16 protein-coding genes, 3 pseudogenes and 1 riboswitch are annotated in these 18,664 nt (G+C 33.4%); of the genes and pseudogenes, 5 read left to right on the top strand and 14 right to left on the bottom strand.

All coding sequences use genetic code 11. The features are described from left to right. Window positions 1–97: 97 nt before the first annotated feature. From DJ93_RS01205 to DJ93_RS01215, 3 genes are all read right to left on the bottom strand, one after another. Complete coding sequence (locus tag DJ93_RS01205; RefSeq protein WP_042978824.1) at window positions 98–970, bottom strand: YitT family protein; 873 nt, start codon at window positions 968–970, stop codon at window positions 98–100. Window positions 971–1,347: 377 nt separating this feature from the next. After that, window positions 1,348–2,550, bottom strand: a complete 1,203-nt coding sequence (locus DJ93_RS01210) for a M20 family metallopeptidase (protein WP_042978825.1) — start codon at window positions 2,548–2,550, stop codon at window positions 1,348–1,350. Between the two features lie 91 nt (window positions 2,551–2,641). Next, window positions 2,642–2,747, bottom strand: a riboswitch (SAM riboswitch). Between the two features lie 76 nt (window positions 2,748–2,823). After that, window positions 2,824–5,133 carry an AAA domain-containing protein gene (locus DJ93_RS01215; protein WP_042978826.1) on the bottom strand — a complete coding sequence of 770 codons (2,310 nt, stop codon included), beginning with the start codon at window positions 5,131–5,133 and terminating at the stop codon, window positions 2,824–2,826. 113 nt (window positions 5,134–5,246) lie between these two features. Between DJ93_RS01215 and DJ93_RS01220 the strand changes: the two genes are divergently transcribed. Next, on the top strand, window positions 5,247–5,639 hold the full coding sequence (locus DJ93_RS01220; RefSeq protein WP_042978827.1) for a VOC family protein: 393 nt from the start codon (window positions 5,247–5,249) through the stop codon (window positions 5,637–5,639). A 167-nt stretch (window positions 5,640–5,806) separates the two neighbouring features. Here DJ93_RS01220 and cuyA read toward each other — a convergent pair whose 3' ends face one another. The 7 genes and pseudogenes from cuyA to DJ93_RS34735 form a co-directional block, all read right to left on the bottom strand. Further along, the gene (cuyA, locus tag DJ93_RS01225; protein ID WP_042978828.1) at window positions 5,807–6,802 is read right to left on the bottom strand and encodes a D-cysteate sulfo-lyase; all 996 of its coding nucleotides are present in this window, start codon (window positions 6,800–6,802) and stop codon (window positions 5,807–5,809) included. Window positions 6,803–7,384: 582 nt separating this feature from the next. Next, window positions 7,385–7,509 (bottom strand): annotated as a pseudogene (locus DJ93_RS34730) (IS6 family transposase); the annotation flags it as partial. 90 nt (window positions 7,510–7,599) lie between these two features. After that, window positions 7,600–7,749, bottom strand: coding sequence for a bacteriocin-like WGxF protein (locus DJ93_RS33565; RefSeq protein WP_310593260.1), 150 nt, complete (start codon window positions 7,747–7,749; stop codon window positions 7,600–7,602). Between the two features lie 29 nt (window positions 7,750–7,778). After that, window positions 7,779–8,420 (bottom strand): ATP-binding cassette domain-containing protein, encoded by a 642-nt coding sequence (locus DJ93_RS01235; protein WP_042978830.1) that lies wholly within the window; start codon window positions 8,418–8,420, stop codon window positions 7,779–7,781. Further along, complete coding sequence (locus DJ93_RS01240) at window positions 8,417–10,600, bottom strand: DUF1430 domain-containing protein (protein ID WP_042978831.1); 2,184 nt, start codon at window positions 10,598–10,600, stop codon at window positions 8,417–8,419. The genes DJ93_RS01235 and DJ93_RS01240 overlap by 4 nt, the downstream gene beginning before the upstream one ends. Before the next feature lie 57 nt (window positions 10,601–10,657). Further along, the gene (locus DJ93_RS01245; RefSeq protein WP_241484241.1) at window positions 10,658–11,122 is read right to left on the bottom strand and encodes a lactococcin 972 family bacteriocin; all 465 of its coding nucleotides are present in this window, start codon (window positions 11,120–11,122) and stop codon (window positions 10,658–10,660) included. A 72-nt stretch (window positions 11,123–11,194) separates the two neighbouring features. Continuing rightward, window positions 11,195–11,416, bottom strand: a complete 222-nt coding sequence (locus DJ93_RS34735; protein ID WP_080743304.1) for an IS3 family transposase — start codon at window positions 11,414–11,416, stop codon at window positions 11,195–11,197. Window positions 11,417–12,240: 824 nt separating this feature from the next. On the opposite strand from DJ93_RS34735, the pseudogene DJ93_RS01250 reads away from it, so the two are divergent. The 3 genes and pseudogenes from DJ93_RS01250 to DJ93_RS01260 all read left to right on the top strand — a co-directional run bounded on the left by DJ93_RS01250 (window position 12,241) and on the right by DJ93_RS01260 (window position 14,263). Beyond that, a pseudogene (locus DJ93_RS01250) lies at window positions 12,241–12,572 on the top strand (PadR family transcriptional regulator). Continuing rightward, complete coding sequence (locus tag DJ93_RS01255) at window positions 12,565–12,987, top strand: hypothetical protein (RefSeq protein WP_052109495.1); 423 nt, start codon at window positions 12,565–12,567, stop codon at window positions 12,985–12,987. The pseudogene DJ93_RS01250 and the gene DJ93_RS01255 overlap by 8 nt, the downstream one beginning before the upstream one ends. Before the next feature lie 166 nt (window positions 12,988–13,153). Then, entirely contained in the window at window positions 13,154–14,263 is a 1,110-nt protein-coding gene (locus DJ93_RS01260) for an LPXTG cell wall anchor domain-containing protein (protein WP_117287952.1), read from the top strand. A gap of 85 nt (window positions 14,264–14,348) precedes the next feature. Here DJ93_RS01260 and DJ93_RS01265 read toward each other — a convergent pair whose 3' ends face one another. Both DJ93_RS01265 and DJ93_RS01270 read right to left on the bottom strand, forming a co-directional pair. Further along, window positions 14,349–15,020 (bottom strand): ABC transporter ATP-binding protein, encoded by a 672-nt coding sequence (locus DJ93_RS01265; protein ID WP_042978833.1) that lies wholly within the window; start codon window positions 15,018–15,020, stop codon window positions 14,349–14,351. Continuing rightward, window positions 15,020–16,084, bottom strand: a complete 1,065-nt coding sequence (locus DJ93_RS01270; protein WP_042978834.1) for an ABC transporter permease — start codon at window positions 16,082–16,084, stop codon at window positions 15,020–15,022. Before DJ93_RS01270 ends, DJ93_RS01265 begins: the two co-directional genes overlap by 1 nt. 197 nt (window positions 16,085–16,281) lie before the next feature. Here DJ93_RS01270 and DJ93_RS29835 point away from each other — a divergent pair. Beyond that, window positions 16,282–16,476 (top strand): annotated as a pseudogene (locus DJ93_RS29835) (MFS transporter); the annotation flags it as partial. Between the two features lie 14 nt (window positions 16,477–16,490). On the opposite strand, the gene DJ93_RS01275 reads toward DJ93_RS29835, so the two are convergent. Both DJ93_RS01275 and DJ93_RS01280 read right to left on the bottom strand, forming a co-directional pair. Further along, a complete protein-coding gene (locus tag DJ93_RS01275) occupies window positions 16,491–17,867 on the bottom strand; it encodes a sensor histidine kinase (RefSeq protein WP_042978835.1) in 1,377 nt (458 codons plus the stop codon). Between the two features lies 1 nt (window position 17,868). Beyond that, a complete protein-coding gene (locus DJ93_RS01280; RefSeq protein WP_080743305.1) occupies window positions 17,869–18,546 on the bottom strand; it encodes a response regulator transcription factor in 678 nt (225 codons plus the stop codon). Window positions 18,547–18,664: the final 118 nt, after the last annotated feature.

Here is an 18,664-nt window from a genome sequence, read left to right on the forward strand (position 1 = left end):
TGAAACAAGCTGGTATTATCCAATACAAAAAATCACCTTTTAGTTAAACTAAAAGGTGATTTTTTGTGAGCCTATTTTAAAATTTTCTATGTTGTAATTAATGAATATCATGCTTTTTGAAATTACCGCCTTTTACTTCTGCTACGTCATATACCGCAACAAAGGCGTTTTCATCAATTTCATGAATAAGTTCTTTCATTTTACTTTCTTCCAAACGGTTAATAACACACGTGATTTCTTTAAACTGTTCCCTTGAATAACCGCCGTAAACTTCATTATAAGTTGCGCTTCTACCTAAGCGGTCTCGAATTGTTTCTACCATTAATTCAGGTTCTTTCGTAATAATTTTAAAGGTTTTAGAACCACTTAAACCTACTTCAACGATATGTATTACTTTAGAGGCAATAAAGTAAGCAATTGCCGAAAGAATGGCCCCTTGAAGACCAAATACTGTTGAAACAAAAATAAAAACAAACATGTTTAAGAATAAGATAAGATCACTTGTCCCGAAAGGTAACTTTCGAGATAGTAATACAGCTAACATATCAATTCCATCTAATGCGCCACCATTACGAAGTGCTAACCCCATACCAAAACCGATAATAATCCCCCCAACAACGGTAATTAACAATGTATCACCTTCAATAATAGTTGGTACGTTGTGCATAAGGATCGTTCCGATTGCTAGTGAAGCAATACCGATAACCGAATATATAGCAAAACTTTTACCAATTTGCTTATATCCTAACCAAACGAAGGGTATGTTAATGATTGCAATTAGAAGTCCTAATGGTAATCCAAATAGTTTTGAACTAACGATACTTAAACCTGTCACACCACCATCTGATACGTTGTTTGGGATTAATATCGCTTCTAGTCCATATGCTGTTATAAATGCACCAATAATAATCATTAATGCTCGTACAACAATTTTTAGTTTATTGGGCTTTCGCTTGCTAATTTTACTCATTTAATTTCCTCGTTTCAAACTTTTTTCTCTTTTCATTACTACACGATTTTATATGCTAGACTCACCCTTAATAACTATTGTAACACATTACCATCAGAATACTTCTTGAAATAGCCCGTCTCTTAAAATAGAAATATTCACAATTTTTCCTAGTTTGTAAAATTATATCCAATCCTCTCTTCCGTTATTATCCAACCAATTGGCCTCATTGCGGAATTACAACTAAAATAACTGGCGGATATGCTAGTGCTCGTACGGATCCCCCACTTCAAGCGTAGCTAAGTGGCGGGTAGTTCAAGGATTGTATCTCACTCCTCAAAAAAACATCGATTCGCTTATTTTAATAATAAGCGAATCGATGTTTTTTTATTTACCCATCACTGATTTCTCTGTTCCTCTTTAAACTCCTCCTTAATTCTCTCTAATAGCCCTTCTTCCATAATTAATCGATACGCTGTATTCGCTAATGCTTTCGCTGATGTAATTAACGCTTTGTCTCCAAATTCTGACCGCGCTGCTTCTCTAAATTCATTCGTATGTGCAATTAAATTATCCGGTCCTATTTTGATATATGGATGAATTGTCGGTACGACTTGACTGACGTTTCCTGCGTCAGTTGAGCCGATGCCGAGTCTTTCTTTGCGGTTTACGTCTTCACCAAGTTGTTCTAATTCTTCAGCAACTACATCATTGAATGTTTTTGTTACTAACAATTCATCAATTTCATTTTGGAATTGATTGATTTTCACTGTTGCGCCTGTTGCTAATGCGGCTCCTTTGGCAATATTTCTTACCTTTTCAGTTACTTCGGCACATCTTTTTCGAGTTGCAGCTCGAATAAAGAACCGTGCTGCTGCGTAATCAGGAATAATGTTAGGTGCTTTTCCTCCTTCTGTAATAACTCCATGAATTTTCACATCTGATGGAAGTTGTTGGCGAAGCGCATTAATACTGTTATACAGCTGGATAATCGCATCTAATGCGTTAATTCCTTCTTCTGGTGAAGCAGCTGCATGAGCTGTTTTTCCGTAAAAGTGAAAATCAAGTGGATCGACTGCTAGTGAAGGACTTGTCGTTGCCGTTTTTCCACTCGGATGAATCATAAGCGCCGCATCAATATTTTTAAATAAACCAGCTTTCACATAACTAGATTTCGCACTTCCATTTGGTCCCCCTTCTTCGGCCGGTGTTCCAAATACAACAACTTCACCGCCGATTTCTTCAAGCGTCTCTGATAATGCGATTGCTGCCGCAACACTAATCGTTCCAATTAAGTTATGACCACACGCATGACCTAATCCAGGCAAAGCATCATACTCTGCTAAAAAGGCAATTGTCGGTCCTTGTTTCCCTGAACTCTTCCGTGCAATAAAGCCCGTTTCATGTCCTGCTATATTATGTTGCAATTGAAAGCCAGCACTTCCTAACAATAAGCTTAACGTTCTCGATGCATAAAATTCTTGATTACCAATTTCAGGATTTGCATGAATGTCGTGACTTGTTTGTATGTATTTTTCTTTATTTCTTTCTATACTTTCTGTAATTGTTTTTCGATGTTCCGTTACTTGTTTTGTTCCCATTCCCCATATTCCTCCTTTTATTTACACATAAAAAAGCCTCTTCCAAAAAGATAGAAAGAGGCTTGAAAATACAAATTCAAAATGAGCTTCTTTCTTATCTTTCAAGTCTTTCGTCCTGCTGGAATTGGCACAGTATTCACATAGAATCCGCTGCCGAGGTTTCGTAGGGCCAGTCCCTCCACCTCTCGTGATAAGAATTTTCATAAAATTATATTAAATTATTTTTTATTCTAAGTTTATCCCGACTAAAAGTCAAGGAATTCCTATCCGAATTTACCGAATATCTAAAAATCCTTTTAATACACCAATTGTTTCCGGTGCTTGTAGTCTTGCACATATATACGGGAATTCCGTACTACCTTCAAACATCATTTGAGATGTTAACGGTGCCCCTGCCCAAAAAATTTCATCATCTATTAATATAAACGGGAATGCTTTATTTTGTCTTTGTAACTTTACATTCTTTAATGGAACTGGTCCATCACTATAAACCGTTACTTGCGCATTTGTACGCATTAACGCTTGCCATACTCGTTTATCTACTTGCCTTGTACTTGGAAGTGAAATGATAATTTTTCGTTTTGCCGCTAAAATATCTTTTAATAGCCCTTTTGGCTCCTCAAGATTCATTTCCATAAACCAGCGTAACCGTTTCGAAATTTTCCGCTCCCACACTTGACGTGACGTTGTACGATCATATACATTTCCATGACGCTCTAAATGAGCTGTTAATTGTGATAACGCTTGTTTTCTCGAAAGGTTTTTACGCATATAATGGCAATCTGATAATTGAATGAATTTCCCTCTCGCCCTTGTCACTGCTACATTTACGAGACGATGGTTTTTATGATCAAAGAATAACACGCCAGGACGTTCTTGCGGATAACTATCAACCGTATCAAATATCATCATATCTCTTTCAGAACCTTGAAACTTATGAACTGTCGCCGCTAAAACTGGTATATGTTGATATTTCGTTTTCTGCAACATTTCTCTAATACACGTCGATAAAAAGCGAGACTGCGCTCGGTAAGGTGTAACAACACCGATAGATTGAACACCGTCTAACAGTCCGATTAAAATCATTTGCATCGCCACTAAACCAGACATAATATTAAAACGCGAACCAGCAGCAGCATCTTTTAAAGAAAATGCTCCCATTAAGCTCGTATCAAATAAAACATTCGCCTCATTTGCGAACGGTTGTAGCTTCGCGAGTTCCTTACGATCCGAAACAGATGGATGGTCATATACTCTATTTTTATAAATAAATGAATTTGTAAACTTAGATATATCCGCATGCATCCGTCTCTGTTCTTGCAACATATATAAATTCGGATGTGCTTCAGACTTATTTACAGACTCAACAATTCCTGCGTGATAAAACATATCTTCGCCGAGCCATTTGCGAACGAGTTCATGGTTTGCCATTGCGATTGGAGGTAACTGTAAAAAGTCGCCACAAACGACGATACGTTTCCCAAGTGAAGCAGCTAGTGCGATTTGCGGAACAAACGCCATACTCACTTCATCTACGACAACTAAATCAAATGTACGCTCATAAATAAGCGCATCAATTGCGCATTTCGATAAAGTCGCACCGATTACTTTCGCATTTTCAATATATTCTCTTTCCACTTCTTTAATTTTCGCTTTTTGCTTTCGAAGATCACTTTCTATTTCTTGCATACGTTTCTTATCAGAAGACGTTGCCTTATACGATAGAATTTTTTCACGAAGCTCTTGGCGTGTTTCCTCTAAATAAAGCCTTTCCTCTCCCCACGATCCGTTCGTCGTTTCAACTAACCTTGAAGCGAGTAACGTTTCATGATTTCGTATATGATCATGTTGACTAAAACCGTAACGAATAATTTCTCCAGGTGTCCATTTCTTTTTCTTTTCAATTTGCTTCGTTATTTCACTCATTAATACGTCAACTGCCGCATTACTATGAGCTAACACAAGTACCGATTTTCCTTTTTGATAATGTGCTGAAATAATGCGCGATAAATTATACGACTTCCCCGTTCCAGGCGGTCCCCAAACGTACGTTGTCGGATTGTAAAAAGAACGATATGCCAATTCATTTTTAGTATTTTTCATCTTTTCAATGTGTTTCGGACTGCTCGTCCCATCTACTAGACGTTTAATTCGTTGACGCCTCTGCTTATCTTTACGTGCCTCTTTCAATCGCTCTTGCAGTTGTTCGAGCAGTTGCCACGGTTCACTGTATAAAACAGCTTCTCTTATCTCGCCTTGTATATAATCATTTAACTTCAATTCAATTTCTAATCCATGTACAGATAATACTTCCCCTGTTGCTTCCTCACCATCGAACTCAATTCGAATTGGCGAGCCCTCAGGTAAGCTTACTTCCGAAATAAGCTGAAATACGTAAACAGTACTTTCATAATCTGTATATAAAAAACGACCGTTAATGATAGAGATTTTACTTCCACCTATCGTTTTCCAATGTTTAATTTCATATGCTAATGCATAATGCCACTCTTTCATCGTTTCCGTTAATGAAGGAGTTTGAGTCGTTGTATTCATAAAATAATCTCCTTCCTTCTCCCCAAACATACTTTCTCACTATACCATATAACGCTCTAAAATTTGTAAGATTTATATCTTGCTTATTTTCTTAATCTTCAATATTATGTTATATATAGAATTTTCAGAAAGAAGGATTGCATATGCCAGTAAGAAGAATTGAACACGTAGGACTTATGGTTGCAAACTTAGAAACATCTATTTCATTTTATGAAGAAGTAGTTGGCTTACAACTTATTAAGCGTATGGGACATCCAAATCCAGACTTAAAACTCGCTTTTTTAAGCGTAGAAGAATCACAAGAAACGATACTTGAATTAATTGAAGGCTATAACTCTTCCCTTCCAGCAGAAGGTAAAGTGCATCACATTTGCTTCAAAGTAGATTCATTAGAAGAGGAGATCGAAAGACTAAAAAAATTAACAGTAACATTTTTATTGGGGGAAGAAATTGAAACTTTACCTGATGGAACACGTTACATATTCTTTGCAGGTCCTGATGGGGAATGGATTGAGTTTTTTGAGACGGAGCGATAAAACTTTCTTACTGTAGGTGATTGTGAAAGATAAAGGCGAGATTGCATCACCTTTTAAATACAAATCATTGATTCTTATCGAGAGAATATAAACCTTAATCAAACATGATAATATAAACTAATTAAACAAAAAATAAGCATCGGATAACCCAATGCTTATTTTTGCGTTTATACAAAAAGAGAAGTATTCGCATATAAAGCTGGTGAACCACCTGAATGTACGAATAAAATGTTGTCTTCTTTCTTAAACTTACCTTTTCTAATTAGGTCAATAAGTCCGGCTACCGCTTTCCCTGTATAAACTGGATCCAGTAAAATCCCTTCAGTTTTCGCTAACAACTGTACTGCCTCAACCATTTCTGGTGTCGGTAAGGCATAACCTGGTCCAACATACTCATCAAAACATGTAACAGCTTCACGTGGAATAAAGTTTGGAATACCAATATGAGCTGAAGTTTCCGCAACAAGTTTTGCGACTTTCTCTTCCTGCTCAGCTTTTCCTCTGCTTACATTCATTCCGATTACAGGGATGTGGCTTTGCGTTCCGTAAAATCCAGTAATTAAACCTGCATGCATACCACCGCTACCGCTTACGCAAACAACAGAATTGAAATCAATTCCTTGTTCAAATGATTGAGCCATAATTTCTTGCGCACAAGCAACGTATCCCATTGCGCCAGTAGGGTTTGATCCACCAACTGGAATAACGTATGGTGTATTACCTTTTTCACTTACTTCTTTCGCAACTTTTTGCATTTCATCCATAAGTTCTGTTCCGTTTGACACAACAATTACGTTTTCAGCACCTAATAAATGATATAAGAAATAGTTTCCGTTAAAATCTGGCTTTTCTTCTGGCTCAAGCCCTTCTTCTAATACGAGAATACATTTCATTTTTTCTTTTACCGCAGCTGCTAACGTTAAACGGCAATGATTCGACTGAATACCACCAGCTGTAATTAACGTGTCCGCCTCTTTTGCCTGTGCATCCGCAACTAGAAACTCTAACTTTCGTGTCTTATTACCACCAGCTGTTAAACCAAGTAAATCATCTCTTTTAAAATAAATAGTTGGTCCACCGAGTGCTTCAGAAAAATGATTTAACTTTTCAATTGGTGTATATAATTCTGTATATTTTTTTCTAGGGAATTTAGCTAAATTCATCGTAACACTCCTTTTATACTCTTTCACAATACATGTAACCATACTATTATTACATGGAAAAATGATGAAGTCACTTTTCCTGATTAAAAATATAAGGAGAATAGATATTGGTAAGTAAAATTTTATCGACTTACTGATTAAAAACGACATACAAAACACTTTTCTCACCAATCTAAAAAGAGCCTTATCTCTTTGGATAAGGCTCTTTCCTATCATTTACTAATAGAAGGTTCCTCTTATTCCCCACTAACTCTAAAGGAGACACAATTTCAATTTGAGTATAATACCTAGCCGTTCGTAAATTAATGCTCGCCTCTTCCTTTTGAAGAATTTTTGTAATCCGCTTGGCTGTAAAAGTATCCATTTGAATCATTCTTTTCAGTTAACTGTCAGCCAATTTATAGAACGACTAACGTTGATACATTCCTTGTTACTTCGACAATTTATTTATTTTCTAGAAGAAATATTTTAGTTCCTACAGAACATTCCTATTTAATACACTATAAAAGGGTTATTACTGGAGGCGGTTCTATTGCAAAGTTTCTCAAAAGATACACAGAGGCATGAATGTATGAGGAAATATTATGAGGCTACTAGTAATTGCTGTAATTCATGATATACCGAAAAGGCGGAGTCTGCTTGAAGACTTCGCCTTTTCGGTATAGTGCATGAGCGGTTTCGATTCCTTCTATCGTACGTGAAGCATAACATACCATTCTGCTAGAAATATATGTGCTATATTTTCTTTTCTCTTATCTTTGCACCAGAACCGGAATAAAAATCCATAATAGAGGGGGTTATTTTCTTGTAAGAAATATTATATTTGCAAGTAAATTCAATACAAAAAATATACTTACAAATAGTCCCCAATACATAATAAGACCATAATCTAACAATAAAACTCGATAGATTACCTTATGTACCAATACAGTAAAAAGAATTAAAATACAATTTCACAAGGTTACTCCTACAATTTTCATAATTCCAAAAATCCCTTCCTATTTATTTTTATGATTCTGTCTGAACCTTCCGCAATTTCATCATCATGAGTTACACAAATAATTGTTTTCCCTAATTTTTGTAAATCGTGAAATAATGAAACAACCATTTTTTTATTTTCACTGTCCAAATTTCCTGTTGGTTCATCAGCTAATATAATTTCACAAGGTTTTAACATGATTCTAGCAATCGCTAAACGTTGTTGTTCCCCACCACTTAACATATATACTTTTTTACTTAAAAACGTTGAATCCAAGCCTACTTTTTCTAAAGTTGTTGTTAATAGTTCTGTATTAAATTTATTATTGTAGGTTTTTGAAAGTAATAAATTTGTAGAAACCGTTTCATTTTCCATTAAAACATAGTTTTGGAAAATATTTCCTAACGTGTATCTTCTTAAATGTTGGATTTCTTTTTTACTAGGGTTTTCATAATTAGCTATCTTTACACTCCCTGAATCGGGTTTATCCAATAAGCCAATCATATTTAAAAGTGTGGTTTTTCCAGCACCGCTCGCTCCTACTATAGAAACAAATTCGTTTTTATTTATATTCAAAGAGACGTCAGTTAATATAGGTTTCGCATCAAAACTTTTACTTATATTTTTTAGTTGAATCATATATGGTCTCCTTTTACTATTTTTGTTATATTCTTTTTAATCAAGTAGTTACCCAATACATTTATAATGAATAAATCTAGTGCAATAGCGAAACTAACTAATATAAATACAATATTCACATCATAAAAAACATATACTGCTATTCCTGCCGTAAGATGTGAAATTAATGTAATAAGAATTATATTACGGTTTCTCTTCCAATAAGAATATCCAAACAGATATTTAAGGTTTAGTAAATACACATTAGCATTATAATATGACCAAATAAATGAGATTAAAAGTATTATCGACAAGATAATTGTGATAACCAATCCAATTGTTTGTTGTAGTAATAGCCATTGTTTTTTAGCAATTTGATCTTTCGTTTCGCTGTAAACAGATATAGTATTATTTATTTCTGTTACATGTGTCTTATTTAGTGCTGGTGAAATATTTTCAAGTGCATGCCCTTTAGATTTATCTATAAAAAATAAATTTGTAGTTGTATACGACCCAATAATCGAAGAATCCACACTTTCATTATAAATCATAGCAAGAGGGTCTTTAATTCTATTTGTATTATCACCTGTAGTACTATCAAAAGTAAAATAATATTGTTCGTTTTTAGTGTATATTACATTAACCGATAGATCCTCTATAGGAGTATTGTTTATTGGAATTCCAAGTTGTTTATTGTAAATATTAGCAACTTCAACTCTTTGAAAATAAAATCGCTTTTTATATGAGGCAATAATTTGATTCTCGAATTCTTTCAGATTTTGAGGAACTAATACATTTAAAACATTCTTATCAGTAGATATTCGATGAGAAATATCTTTACCGTCAACATCTTTAATCGGATTAACTTTTAAATAGTTTTTATCTATGACTACACTTCGACCTTTGTGAGAATATATAGAGTTTCTATCTTTTATTGCATTTGTATAGCTATATATTGGTTTGCCATTATTATGTCCGATAACATGGAAATTTCCACTGTCTATTAAAAAAGCATTATGGTTTGCTTCAATTTCTTTGTAAAAATTAAAAAATCTATCATTTAAATCTCTATTTGACTTTGGTTTATCAAGTACATTGGTATTTAAACGCTGCACTTGTATTCTAAAAACGTTCTGTGTTTGCTTCCAATACTCTAAACCCTTCAATTGATTCTTTAACTCATAGATATTTACGAATGAAGAACTAATAATACCGAATAATAAAAGAGAGACAATTATTTTAAGAATGGCGGATATCCATTGTATTTTTATAAATGATAAACTTCCTTTTATGTCCATAGCTTCATTGTTTAATTGATTAATAAACCAAGTTACTGACGTTATAAAAACAAATAAGATACACACAGTAATTACATTGATTGTAATAAAGGTTACTATATACTCCATAAAGAAATGTGTTTGATTAAAGGTTAAGACAAAACTAATCATCCCTATTAATAATACAAATATGATTAAAGTAAAACACTTTGCAAATTCTTTTGGAATGGAAGCTAATTGTCTCCATACAGAGTAGCCCCATAACTTTTGTAACAACATTTTTTTTCGATTTAAAATAAGGAAGTAAAATAATCCTATGAAAAAAATTACAAAAGAAAAAACTACAAGCATTACCAAAGTAAGATCCGTTAATAGTAAGCTATTTACATTTTCATTTATTAATGATATTTCACCATAGTGGGAAAACTCTTTAATAAATGTATTAATCGTTTCTTTATTTGCCCCCTGTAAATAAAATTCATCTCCTATCCCAACATTATGTATTTGGTTTATATCATATATATGCATCTTCCAATTAGATAAAGGAAAAGAAAAGACACCTGATTGATTGACCATAGAATTACTTTTTATATTCGAGAGATATTGATGGTTTTTTGGTAAATTCCCTGATTCTATATAGATGTTTGGGTCATTTTTTATATTAGAGGAATAAATATTTAAATCAGTTTGACTTTGGAATTTATATTGAGAAATATTAATATTGTTATTTTCCGAAAAAATAACAATATCTTTCAACATTTTATTAGAATCGGCATTTTTTTCAGCTTTACTATAATCTATATGTACTAATTGAGACTTTGAATATAAAATGTCAGTTAATTGCTTGTTACTCATTAAAAAATATCCTAATAAATGAACTGAAATAAACACCATAGTTAATAGCATATAGAGAATTTTTCTCATAAAATATTACTCCTTTAAATAAAGCAACATGGTAATATACCATGTTGCTTTATCTTATTATGACCAATGATCAGTTGACCAATTACCTTTATTACCACCTGTAGTAGAATAAATCCAAATCTCAGCTCGATCTCCTGGAGCTTCCCATTCACTATATCTTGTAGAATGACTATTAGAAGCGCTACATCCATGACTTTTATAATTATGATCGAATTGAGAGGTATGTGTATTTCCAGACCAAAGAACTCTGAATTGTCCACCATCAGCGTCTTTCCAAGGAACTGCTACTCTTGGTGCAGTAGAAAGTGATCTCATTTGTCCGTCAACTGAACCTTGTTCTCTGTACTCTTTCAAAATAGGGTCTAGATTAACCCCTCCTGAAGTCTCTGTAGATGTAGCTGATACACTGATTGTTGATAAACCTAGACATGTGCATGCTGTAAGTGTTGCAACTAGTTTCTTCATAATTAAAATCCCCTTTTTTAATATTTTTGGTTCTGGTGCAAAAACTATAAGACTCATGTAACGAATCTCCTAAACTTGGACATACTGATTGTTCTTATCCCCGTCAAGTAGACAGCTGTAAAAAAAAGATTATGCAGCTATCGAGATTCGATATTCAATCGGAGCTCGATAGTTAAGCCTTTTTTGGAATCGTTTGTAATTATAATGATAGATGTATGTTTCAATAGCTTTAATTAGTTCTTCCTTTGTTTGATAATAATTAAGATAAAACATTTCAGATTTAAAATGAGAGAAAATCGATTCAATATAAGTATTGTCGTGGCAGTTTCCTTTACGGGAGTGGCTGCCGATGGCGCCTAGCTGCTAAATCGAACGTTTTTGCCGCATCGCCATCAATCTAAGAAATACAAATATCCCCACAAAACGAGAAAATTGACAACTTCATGTGAAATTGTACATTTTTTTTGCTTTCGTCGTTATAAAATTCTTAAGTTGATGGATGTGTATGATGCCCCTATTACTCCTGTTCATTTTTTCACATGTAAAATTATATTTTTTAAAGAAGATAACCCAATATAAATTCCATTTAAAAAAACATTCAGATTTAACAATTTATTTATATCAAAAATATTATACCATATAAACTATCCGTAGTATGAGAGGCTACTTTGGTGTGAAAATTACCAATTTTAAAAGTTTATCTCTATATTTTCATTCTCAAAGTACATTTATTTGAATCTCTTTTGTACTTCATGACATAGTTGCTCCTTTTACCCCTAGTAGGGAGGGGGGTCGGAGTACTATTTTCGTTTTTTCATTACCACATAAGCGCCGAATAGAAATAGCAACATTTTTTTTGCTATACCTCAACTAATCACCCCCTATGTTTTTTATTGGAAGAATGTCTTCAAATAAATAATAACTGAAAATATCAAAAAATCAAACAAAAATACATTGACAAATATGTGAACTATCCGAAGCCTATGTAGGAATGACTAATAAAGTACATTCCCCTCAACTTAAGCTTTCGAATCGCTCCCATATCAAAAATTCCAATTATTTTTAATAGAATAATGTTTGTTTTTCTTGTTTGAATAATCAGCTGTTTCTTAATTTGTTAATTATGGAGCATCCTATTTTATAAGTTGCTATGCGATATATATAAGGTGATTATATTGAATAAAGAAATTTTAAAGGGAAATATAGATATTTTATTACTTTCTATCATTGCAAAACATGATACATATGATATGAAATAGCTCAAAGCCTAAAACAAGAAAGTAAAGATTGGTATAACATAGGACAGGGGACCTTGTACCCTGTCCTTAAGCACTTAGAAAAAAAAGAACTTCTTCAATCCTATTGGAATGTATCTGAGAATGGTATGAAAAGAAAATTTTATATTATTACAAATAAGGGGAAAAAGGAATTACAAGAAAGAGTGAATGCTTGGGATCGAGTAAGATTACTGATTCAATCATGTCAGAAAGGAGTTACTTATGAATGAATTTGATGAATATATTAAATCTATTTTAGACTATTCCGAGCTGAACGATCTTGAACACGATGAATTGTTTCTAGAAATCTATGATCATTTGAACAGTTTAAAAGAAGAATACATTGCACAAGGTATGAGTGAAAAAGAGGAATATGTACGCATATTAGTCCACTTTGATATTCCAGACGATGTTCTTTATGAAAGAGTGACTCGTAGTGAACGAAGTACAAATATATTTAGAGATAATTATTTAAACTTTGAAAAAATACTCATTCGGCAACAAGCTGAATCTCTACATGAAAATGTAGTAGATCCCGTCACAGGTGAAGCGGATTATTTATTTGTCATTCAAGATAGCGAGGAAGTAGATGCTGTTATGAAAGAAATTGTTCATATTGCTGATGGCTTATCCTCTGTACGCTAATAAATATGAAGTGACATTTGAGTCCCCTACTTGATAACTAAAATGAGAGAGTTTGATAATTTTATAATCATAGTTTATTATGCAAATACTTCCTCTATGCGCCGAACATGGTATATAATAATAAAATAATCTACTTCTATATGCTCAACTCTACACAAAACAGCTCATGCATATAAAAGAAAAGAGGTACAAAAATATGAAGACAAAACAAACGATTGCAGTTTCTACACTAGCTTTAGCAATGATTGCGGGGTCTACTCCTACTCATGCAGAAGTAAATGATGCGACTGCTCAGCAAAGTACTGAAGACCGATTAGCGGAAATTAAACAACACAAACAAGAATTAGATGCAAAACTTCAGCAGCACAAACAAAATGTGGATCAAACGTTAAATGAACTTAACCAAGTTAAGAAAAATGCTGATGAAAAAGTAAACGAAATTAAGCAGCATAAACAAGTTGCTGATGAAAAAATCGGCGAAATTAAACAACATAAACAAGAATTAGATGCAAAACTTCAGCAAGACAAACAAATCGCCGATGAGAAAATCGCTGAAATGAAAGAGCATAAGCAAAATATCGATGAAAAGGTTAATGAACTTAAAGATCATAAACAAACAGTCGATGAAAAAGTGAATGAAATTAAGCAGCATAAAGAGAACATCGATGCAAAGGTTAATGAACTTAATGAACTTAAGGAAGTTAAAAAACATGTTGATGAAAAATTAGCCGAGTTAAAAAAGGCTAAACAAACTGCTGAGGATAAACTTGCTGAAATTAAAGAAAATAAGCCGAATACTGGTAACACGTTAGAGGAACTTAAGAAAATTAAACAAAATTTAGATAGCCTTGCCTCTAACTTAGAACTAGCTAAACAAGATGTAAAAAATAAACTAGCTGAGTTACAAGAGGCTAGACAGAACTTAATAAATAAATTGAACGAAATTAAACAATCAAAACAAACTGTTTCAGATGATTTAACACAGAAAAAACAAGACTTAGATATCAAAATAAACGATTTTAAACATACTGAGAAAAAAATTGACGACAAATTAGCTGAGTTATATACAACGAAGCAAAATGTAGATAACAAGATTAATGAAGTATCACAATCTAAACAAACACAAGCAGATAATGGTACTAAAAACAAAAACGCTAGAGAACTTCCTAAAGCTGGTAGTGAACAATCAAGTAACGTGCCACTAGGAATGTTATCCATCATTGGTGGCCTTTTATTATTAACACGCAATAAAATTAAAATGTTTTTCTCAAAATAAAGCAATTATAACTATTTTAAAATAATCTATGAAAATGACAACCGCGCATATATGTACGGTTGTCATTTTTTCTTTGTATTAACTTTTATATTAACTGTCCATCTCTAAGCGTCAATATACGATCACATACATCAAGCATTCTTTCATCATGTGTAATCATAATCGCTGCTTTTTGACTTTCTTTCACTTCACGTTTCATCATTTCAACGACTTCACGTGCACGTTTTGAGTCTAAGCTTGCGGTTGGTTCATCAGCTAATATTAAATCTGGGTTATTCATGAAAGCACGAGCGATTGCTACCCTTTGTTTTTCTCCACCAGATAGTTGATTTGGATAATGATTTTTTCTTTCAGATAATCCAAATGCTGCTAGTAAGTGATCCGCACGCTTTTCAGATTCTTGTTTGCTTTCTTTTTTTAGCTTTGCAATGTAAATCAATTGTTCTTTTACATTTAAATAGGGAACAAGATTTGCGAACTGGAAAATGAATCCGATTTTTTTTAAACGAATATCAGTCATTTCTTTTTCTGATAACTTCGTAATATTTTGCTCACGAATGTAAATATCCCCTTTTGAAGGTGATAGTAATGCACCCGCGATTGATAATAATGTACTTTTTCCTGATCCAGAAGGACCAACGATTCCGATAAACTCTCCTGCTTTCACATCAAGCGACATCGGATGAAGGGCTGTTACTTCTGTATTCCCTTCCCCGTACACTTTACTAACTTTGTCTAATTTTAATAATGAAGTCATTACATCCCACCTCCAATTGCTTCTAATGCATCAACTTTTAATACTTGGTATAACGAAATAAGTGTTCCTAAAATACTAATTACGATGAAAATCCCTGCATATTGTGCAATCATCGGTGTTGTTAATAAGAACGGCATACTTGCTGGTAAAATTTGTTCTAATCCTTGTACAAGAACAATACTGATTACCATCGCAACGACTGATAAGAATAACGCTTGCACGACTAAGCTATTTGCTAAATAAGAGTTCTTTGTACCGATTGCTTTTAATACGCCTAATTGCTGTGTTTTTTGCAGTGTAATGACGTAGAAGAATACACCAATTAGTAACGCAGCGATTACAAGTAAGAATGCAATGATCATCGTTAACGTTCCTTGCTCTTCTTTAAATCCTGGAATACTTTGTAACACTTCTTTTTTCTCGATAACATGTGCATTTTTTACTTCTTTATCAGTATTGAGCGCAATTGCACTATAATCCTTTTGATTTGGTTGCGCGATATCTCCCCATACGTCTTCATTTACATAAACAACTGGTGTATGGCTAAACATTTGATCTTTCGTAAATCCAACGATTTTAAATTCTTTCTTTGAAACAGGATCGATAATTGTATCTCCAATATCGATTCCTTTTTCTTTAATGGATTCATCAGCAACCATTTCGTTATTTGCTGTACCTAATTTCTCGCCTTCTACAATTTTCGGTTCTAAAAATGTATCACGTTCACTTGAGAAAATGGCGATATCAACTTTTTTCGAACTATCTTTCTTTTCATAAGTTGAAACTTTTACATGAAACGGTACCGCATCTTTCTCATTCACTTGATTTACTACACCATCTACATCTTCTTTCTTAATTTGTGAACGAAGTAATTTATTTTCCGCATCGTCCGCTAATACAAATTTATTTGCCTCCATATTTTGAATGGACGACGCATTATCATATGATAATCCATTTGCTAATCCTGAAATAACAAGGACTAAAAATGATAATAAAACCATGATGAGTCCGATTAATCCGTATCTTACTTTTGATTGTTTTAATTCACGCAGAGCTAAAAACATTTCGCTCGCTCCTTCCTCTTTCTTTCTATGCACTTATCATAAAAAAGAAATATGAACGGAATATGAACAGAAGATTACAGATGAAACATCGAATTTTCTGAAAATAATAAGATACTTTAGAAGAATCCTCTAATAATAGCAATCCATTTTCAGTTCAACAATATTTCTCTGATTTAAAAGAGGGCTTCTCAATCGTCTTCCGTTCTTTAATTGGTGGATACACCGCAAATATATTTAATAGCCAACTCATTTTCGCTTTCGCCAGCATCGGCATTCTTTTCATTTCTATACTATGGCTCGTTCATCCTAAGTTACGTCCTTTACCGAAAGCAGATGAAATCACGTCAGAAACTTTTCATCTACATTTTAAAGAAGAACGTGCAAAAGGTACTGTCTTCTTTTCCATTTATTTTGGAAGCTCAACCCTAACAGTCGTCCCTTCCCCCTTCGTACTATATACCGAAACTTTTCCATTATGCAGTTCAACGATTTTCTGTACGATAGATAAACCTAGGCCGCTTCCTTCAATGTTTCTTGTCCTAGCTGTATCCACCTTATAAAAACGATCGAAAATACGTTCCATTTCTTCCTTTTTCATCCCAATTCCGTTATCTGATATAAAAATCACAATGCTGGATTCTAACTCTTCCACAGAAAATTCAATTGTTCCGCCATCGTTTGAAAACTTAATGCTATTCGTAAAAATATTACTCCATACTTGATGAAGTAAGTTTTCATCACCTTTTATGACGATGTCTGGCACATCAAATTCAACAGCTATATCTTTTTCACGCCATTTCCATTCAAGCATAAAAATGACATCTTTAATTTGCTTTTGTAAATGAAACTCTTTAATTTGAAGAACCTTTTCCTCTTTATCTAACGAAGCAAGCGTAAGTAACTGTTTACATAAACTAGACATTCGCTTACTTTCCCCTTCAATAATTTGCAAATAATGTTTTCTTTCCGCCTCACTCATATTCTCTGACTGTAACGTTTTCGAAAAACCTTGTATAGAAGAAAGTGGAGATCGAAATTCATGTGAAACGTTAGAAACGAACTCTTGTCTCATTTGATCTAATTCTTTTATACTTTTCGTCATCTTTTGGAAACTAGTAGCTAACGTACCAATTTCATCTTTTCGCTTTTCATCTAATTCAATATCATAATCACCATTCGCAATTTTTCGAGTCGCTCTTGTAAAAGTTCGAATAGGCCGAACGATATAACCGGCTGCAATCGCTATGAAAATGATGCTTAATACAACGATAAAACCAAGTAATACCGCAAGGAAAATTCTCATCTCTCCAAATTGCTGCTGAATATCAGGACGAATAAATAAAGCATATTGTTTATCACCATGTTTTAACGGTACACCTACACTGTTAATTAATTCATTATCGAAAAAGCCTGTAATAAATAGACGGGTTGGATATGTGGAAACACCATTATACGTTTCGCCTTGCAGTACTTTATGAACAGTAGCATCGCTAATTGTCGTCTTACGAAACGCATTCCCAATACGCTTTCCATTCTTTTGATCATCCACAATATAAATTTCATATCCTAACTTCGCAATAGAATGTAAGTATGCCTCTTTATTTTCTTCACTTTGCTTTTCATATAATGATTTTACTTCCTCAGCATATCGTAAAATCTTTTCACTATTATACGGCTTTAACTTCACTTGATAATATACATTTGTTAATAAAAAACCAATTATGCTACTAAGAAGCATAATCCCTACTGTCATAAATACAAATCTTGAATACAGTGATTTCATCTTATTTCAACTCCAACTTATACCCTAGTCCGCGCACTGTTTTAATTTGAAAATCATCTGTTCGTTTTGAAAAACGATCTCTAAGACGTTTAATATGAACATCGACCGTTCTTTCATCTCCTTCAAAATCAATTCCCCATACTAACTCAATTAACTCTTCTCTCGAAAACGTTCTTCCCGGATAACTTGCAAGTTGCGATAACAATTCAAATTCCTTTAATGGAAGCAAAATCGTCTGACCGTTACATTTCACTTCAAACCCTTTTCGATCAATTGTTGTCCCATGTAGCGTAATGATGTCAGCACTAAGCATTTGATAACGACGCAATAAAGCTTTCATACGGAAAATCACTTCAGCTGGTTCAAACGGCTTCACAATATAGTCGTCAGTACCAGAAATAAATCCTTTTTCTTTATCAACTAACTGATCTTTTGCAGTTAATAAAATAACAGGTATATCATGATACTTTCTAATCTCTTCACATAGCGTATAGCCATCAATAAACGGCATCATAATATCCACAATCGCAAGGTGAATATTTTCCTTCTCCAATGTAGACTGCGCTACTTTTCCATCTTCAGCCTCAAAAACTTTAAATCCTTCTTTTTGTAAATGATAATGTAATAACTCTCTAATATGCTTATCGTCATCCGCTAATAAAATATGTATCATTTTCATTAAACCCTCTCTTATTTATCCTTCTACATCCTTACATTAAGAAACAATTGTACTTTTTGCAAGAAAAAGAAAAACGGACTCGTATGAAAAGTTGTTGGTTTGGAATAAGGTTTGATTA

The sequence above is a fragment of the Bacillus clarus genome (assembly GCF_000746925.1).
In the GTDB taxonomy this organism is placed as follows: domain Bacteria; phylum Bacillota; class Bacilli; order Bacillales; family Bacillaceae_G; genus Bacillus_A; species Bacillus_A clarus.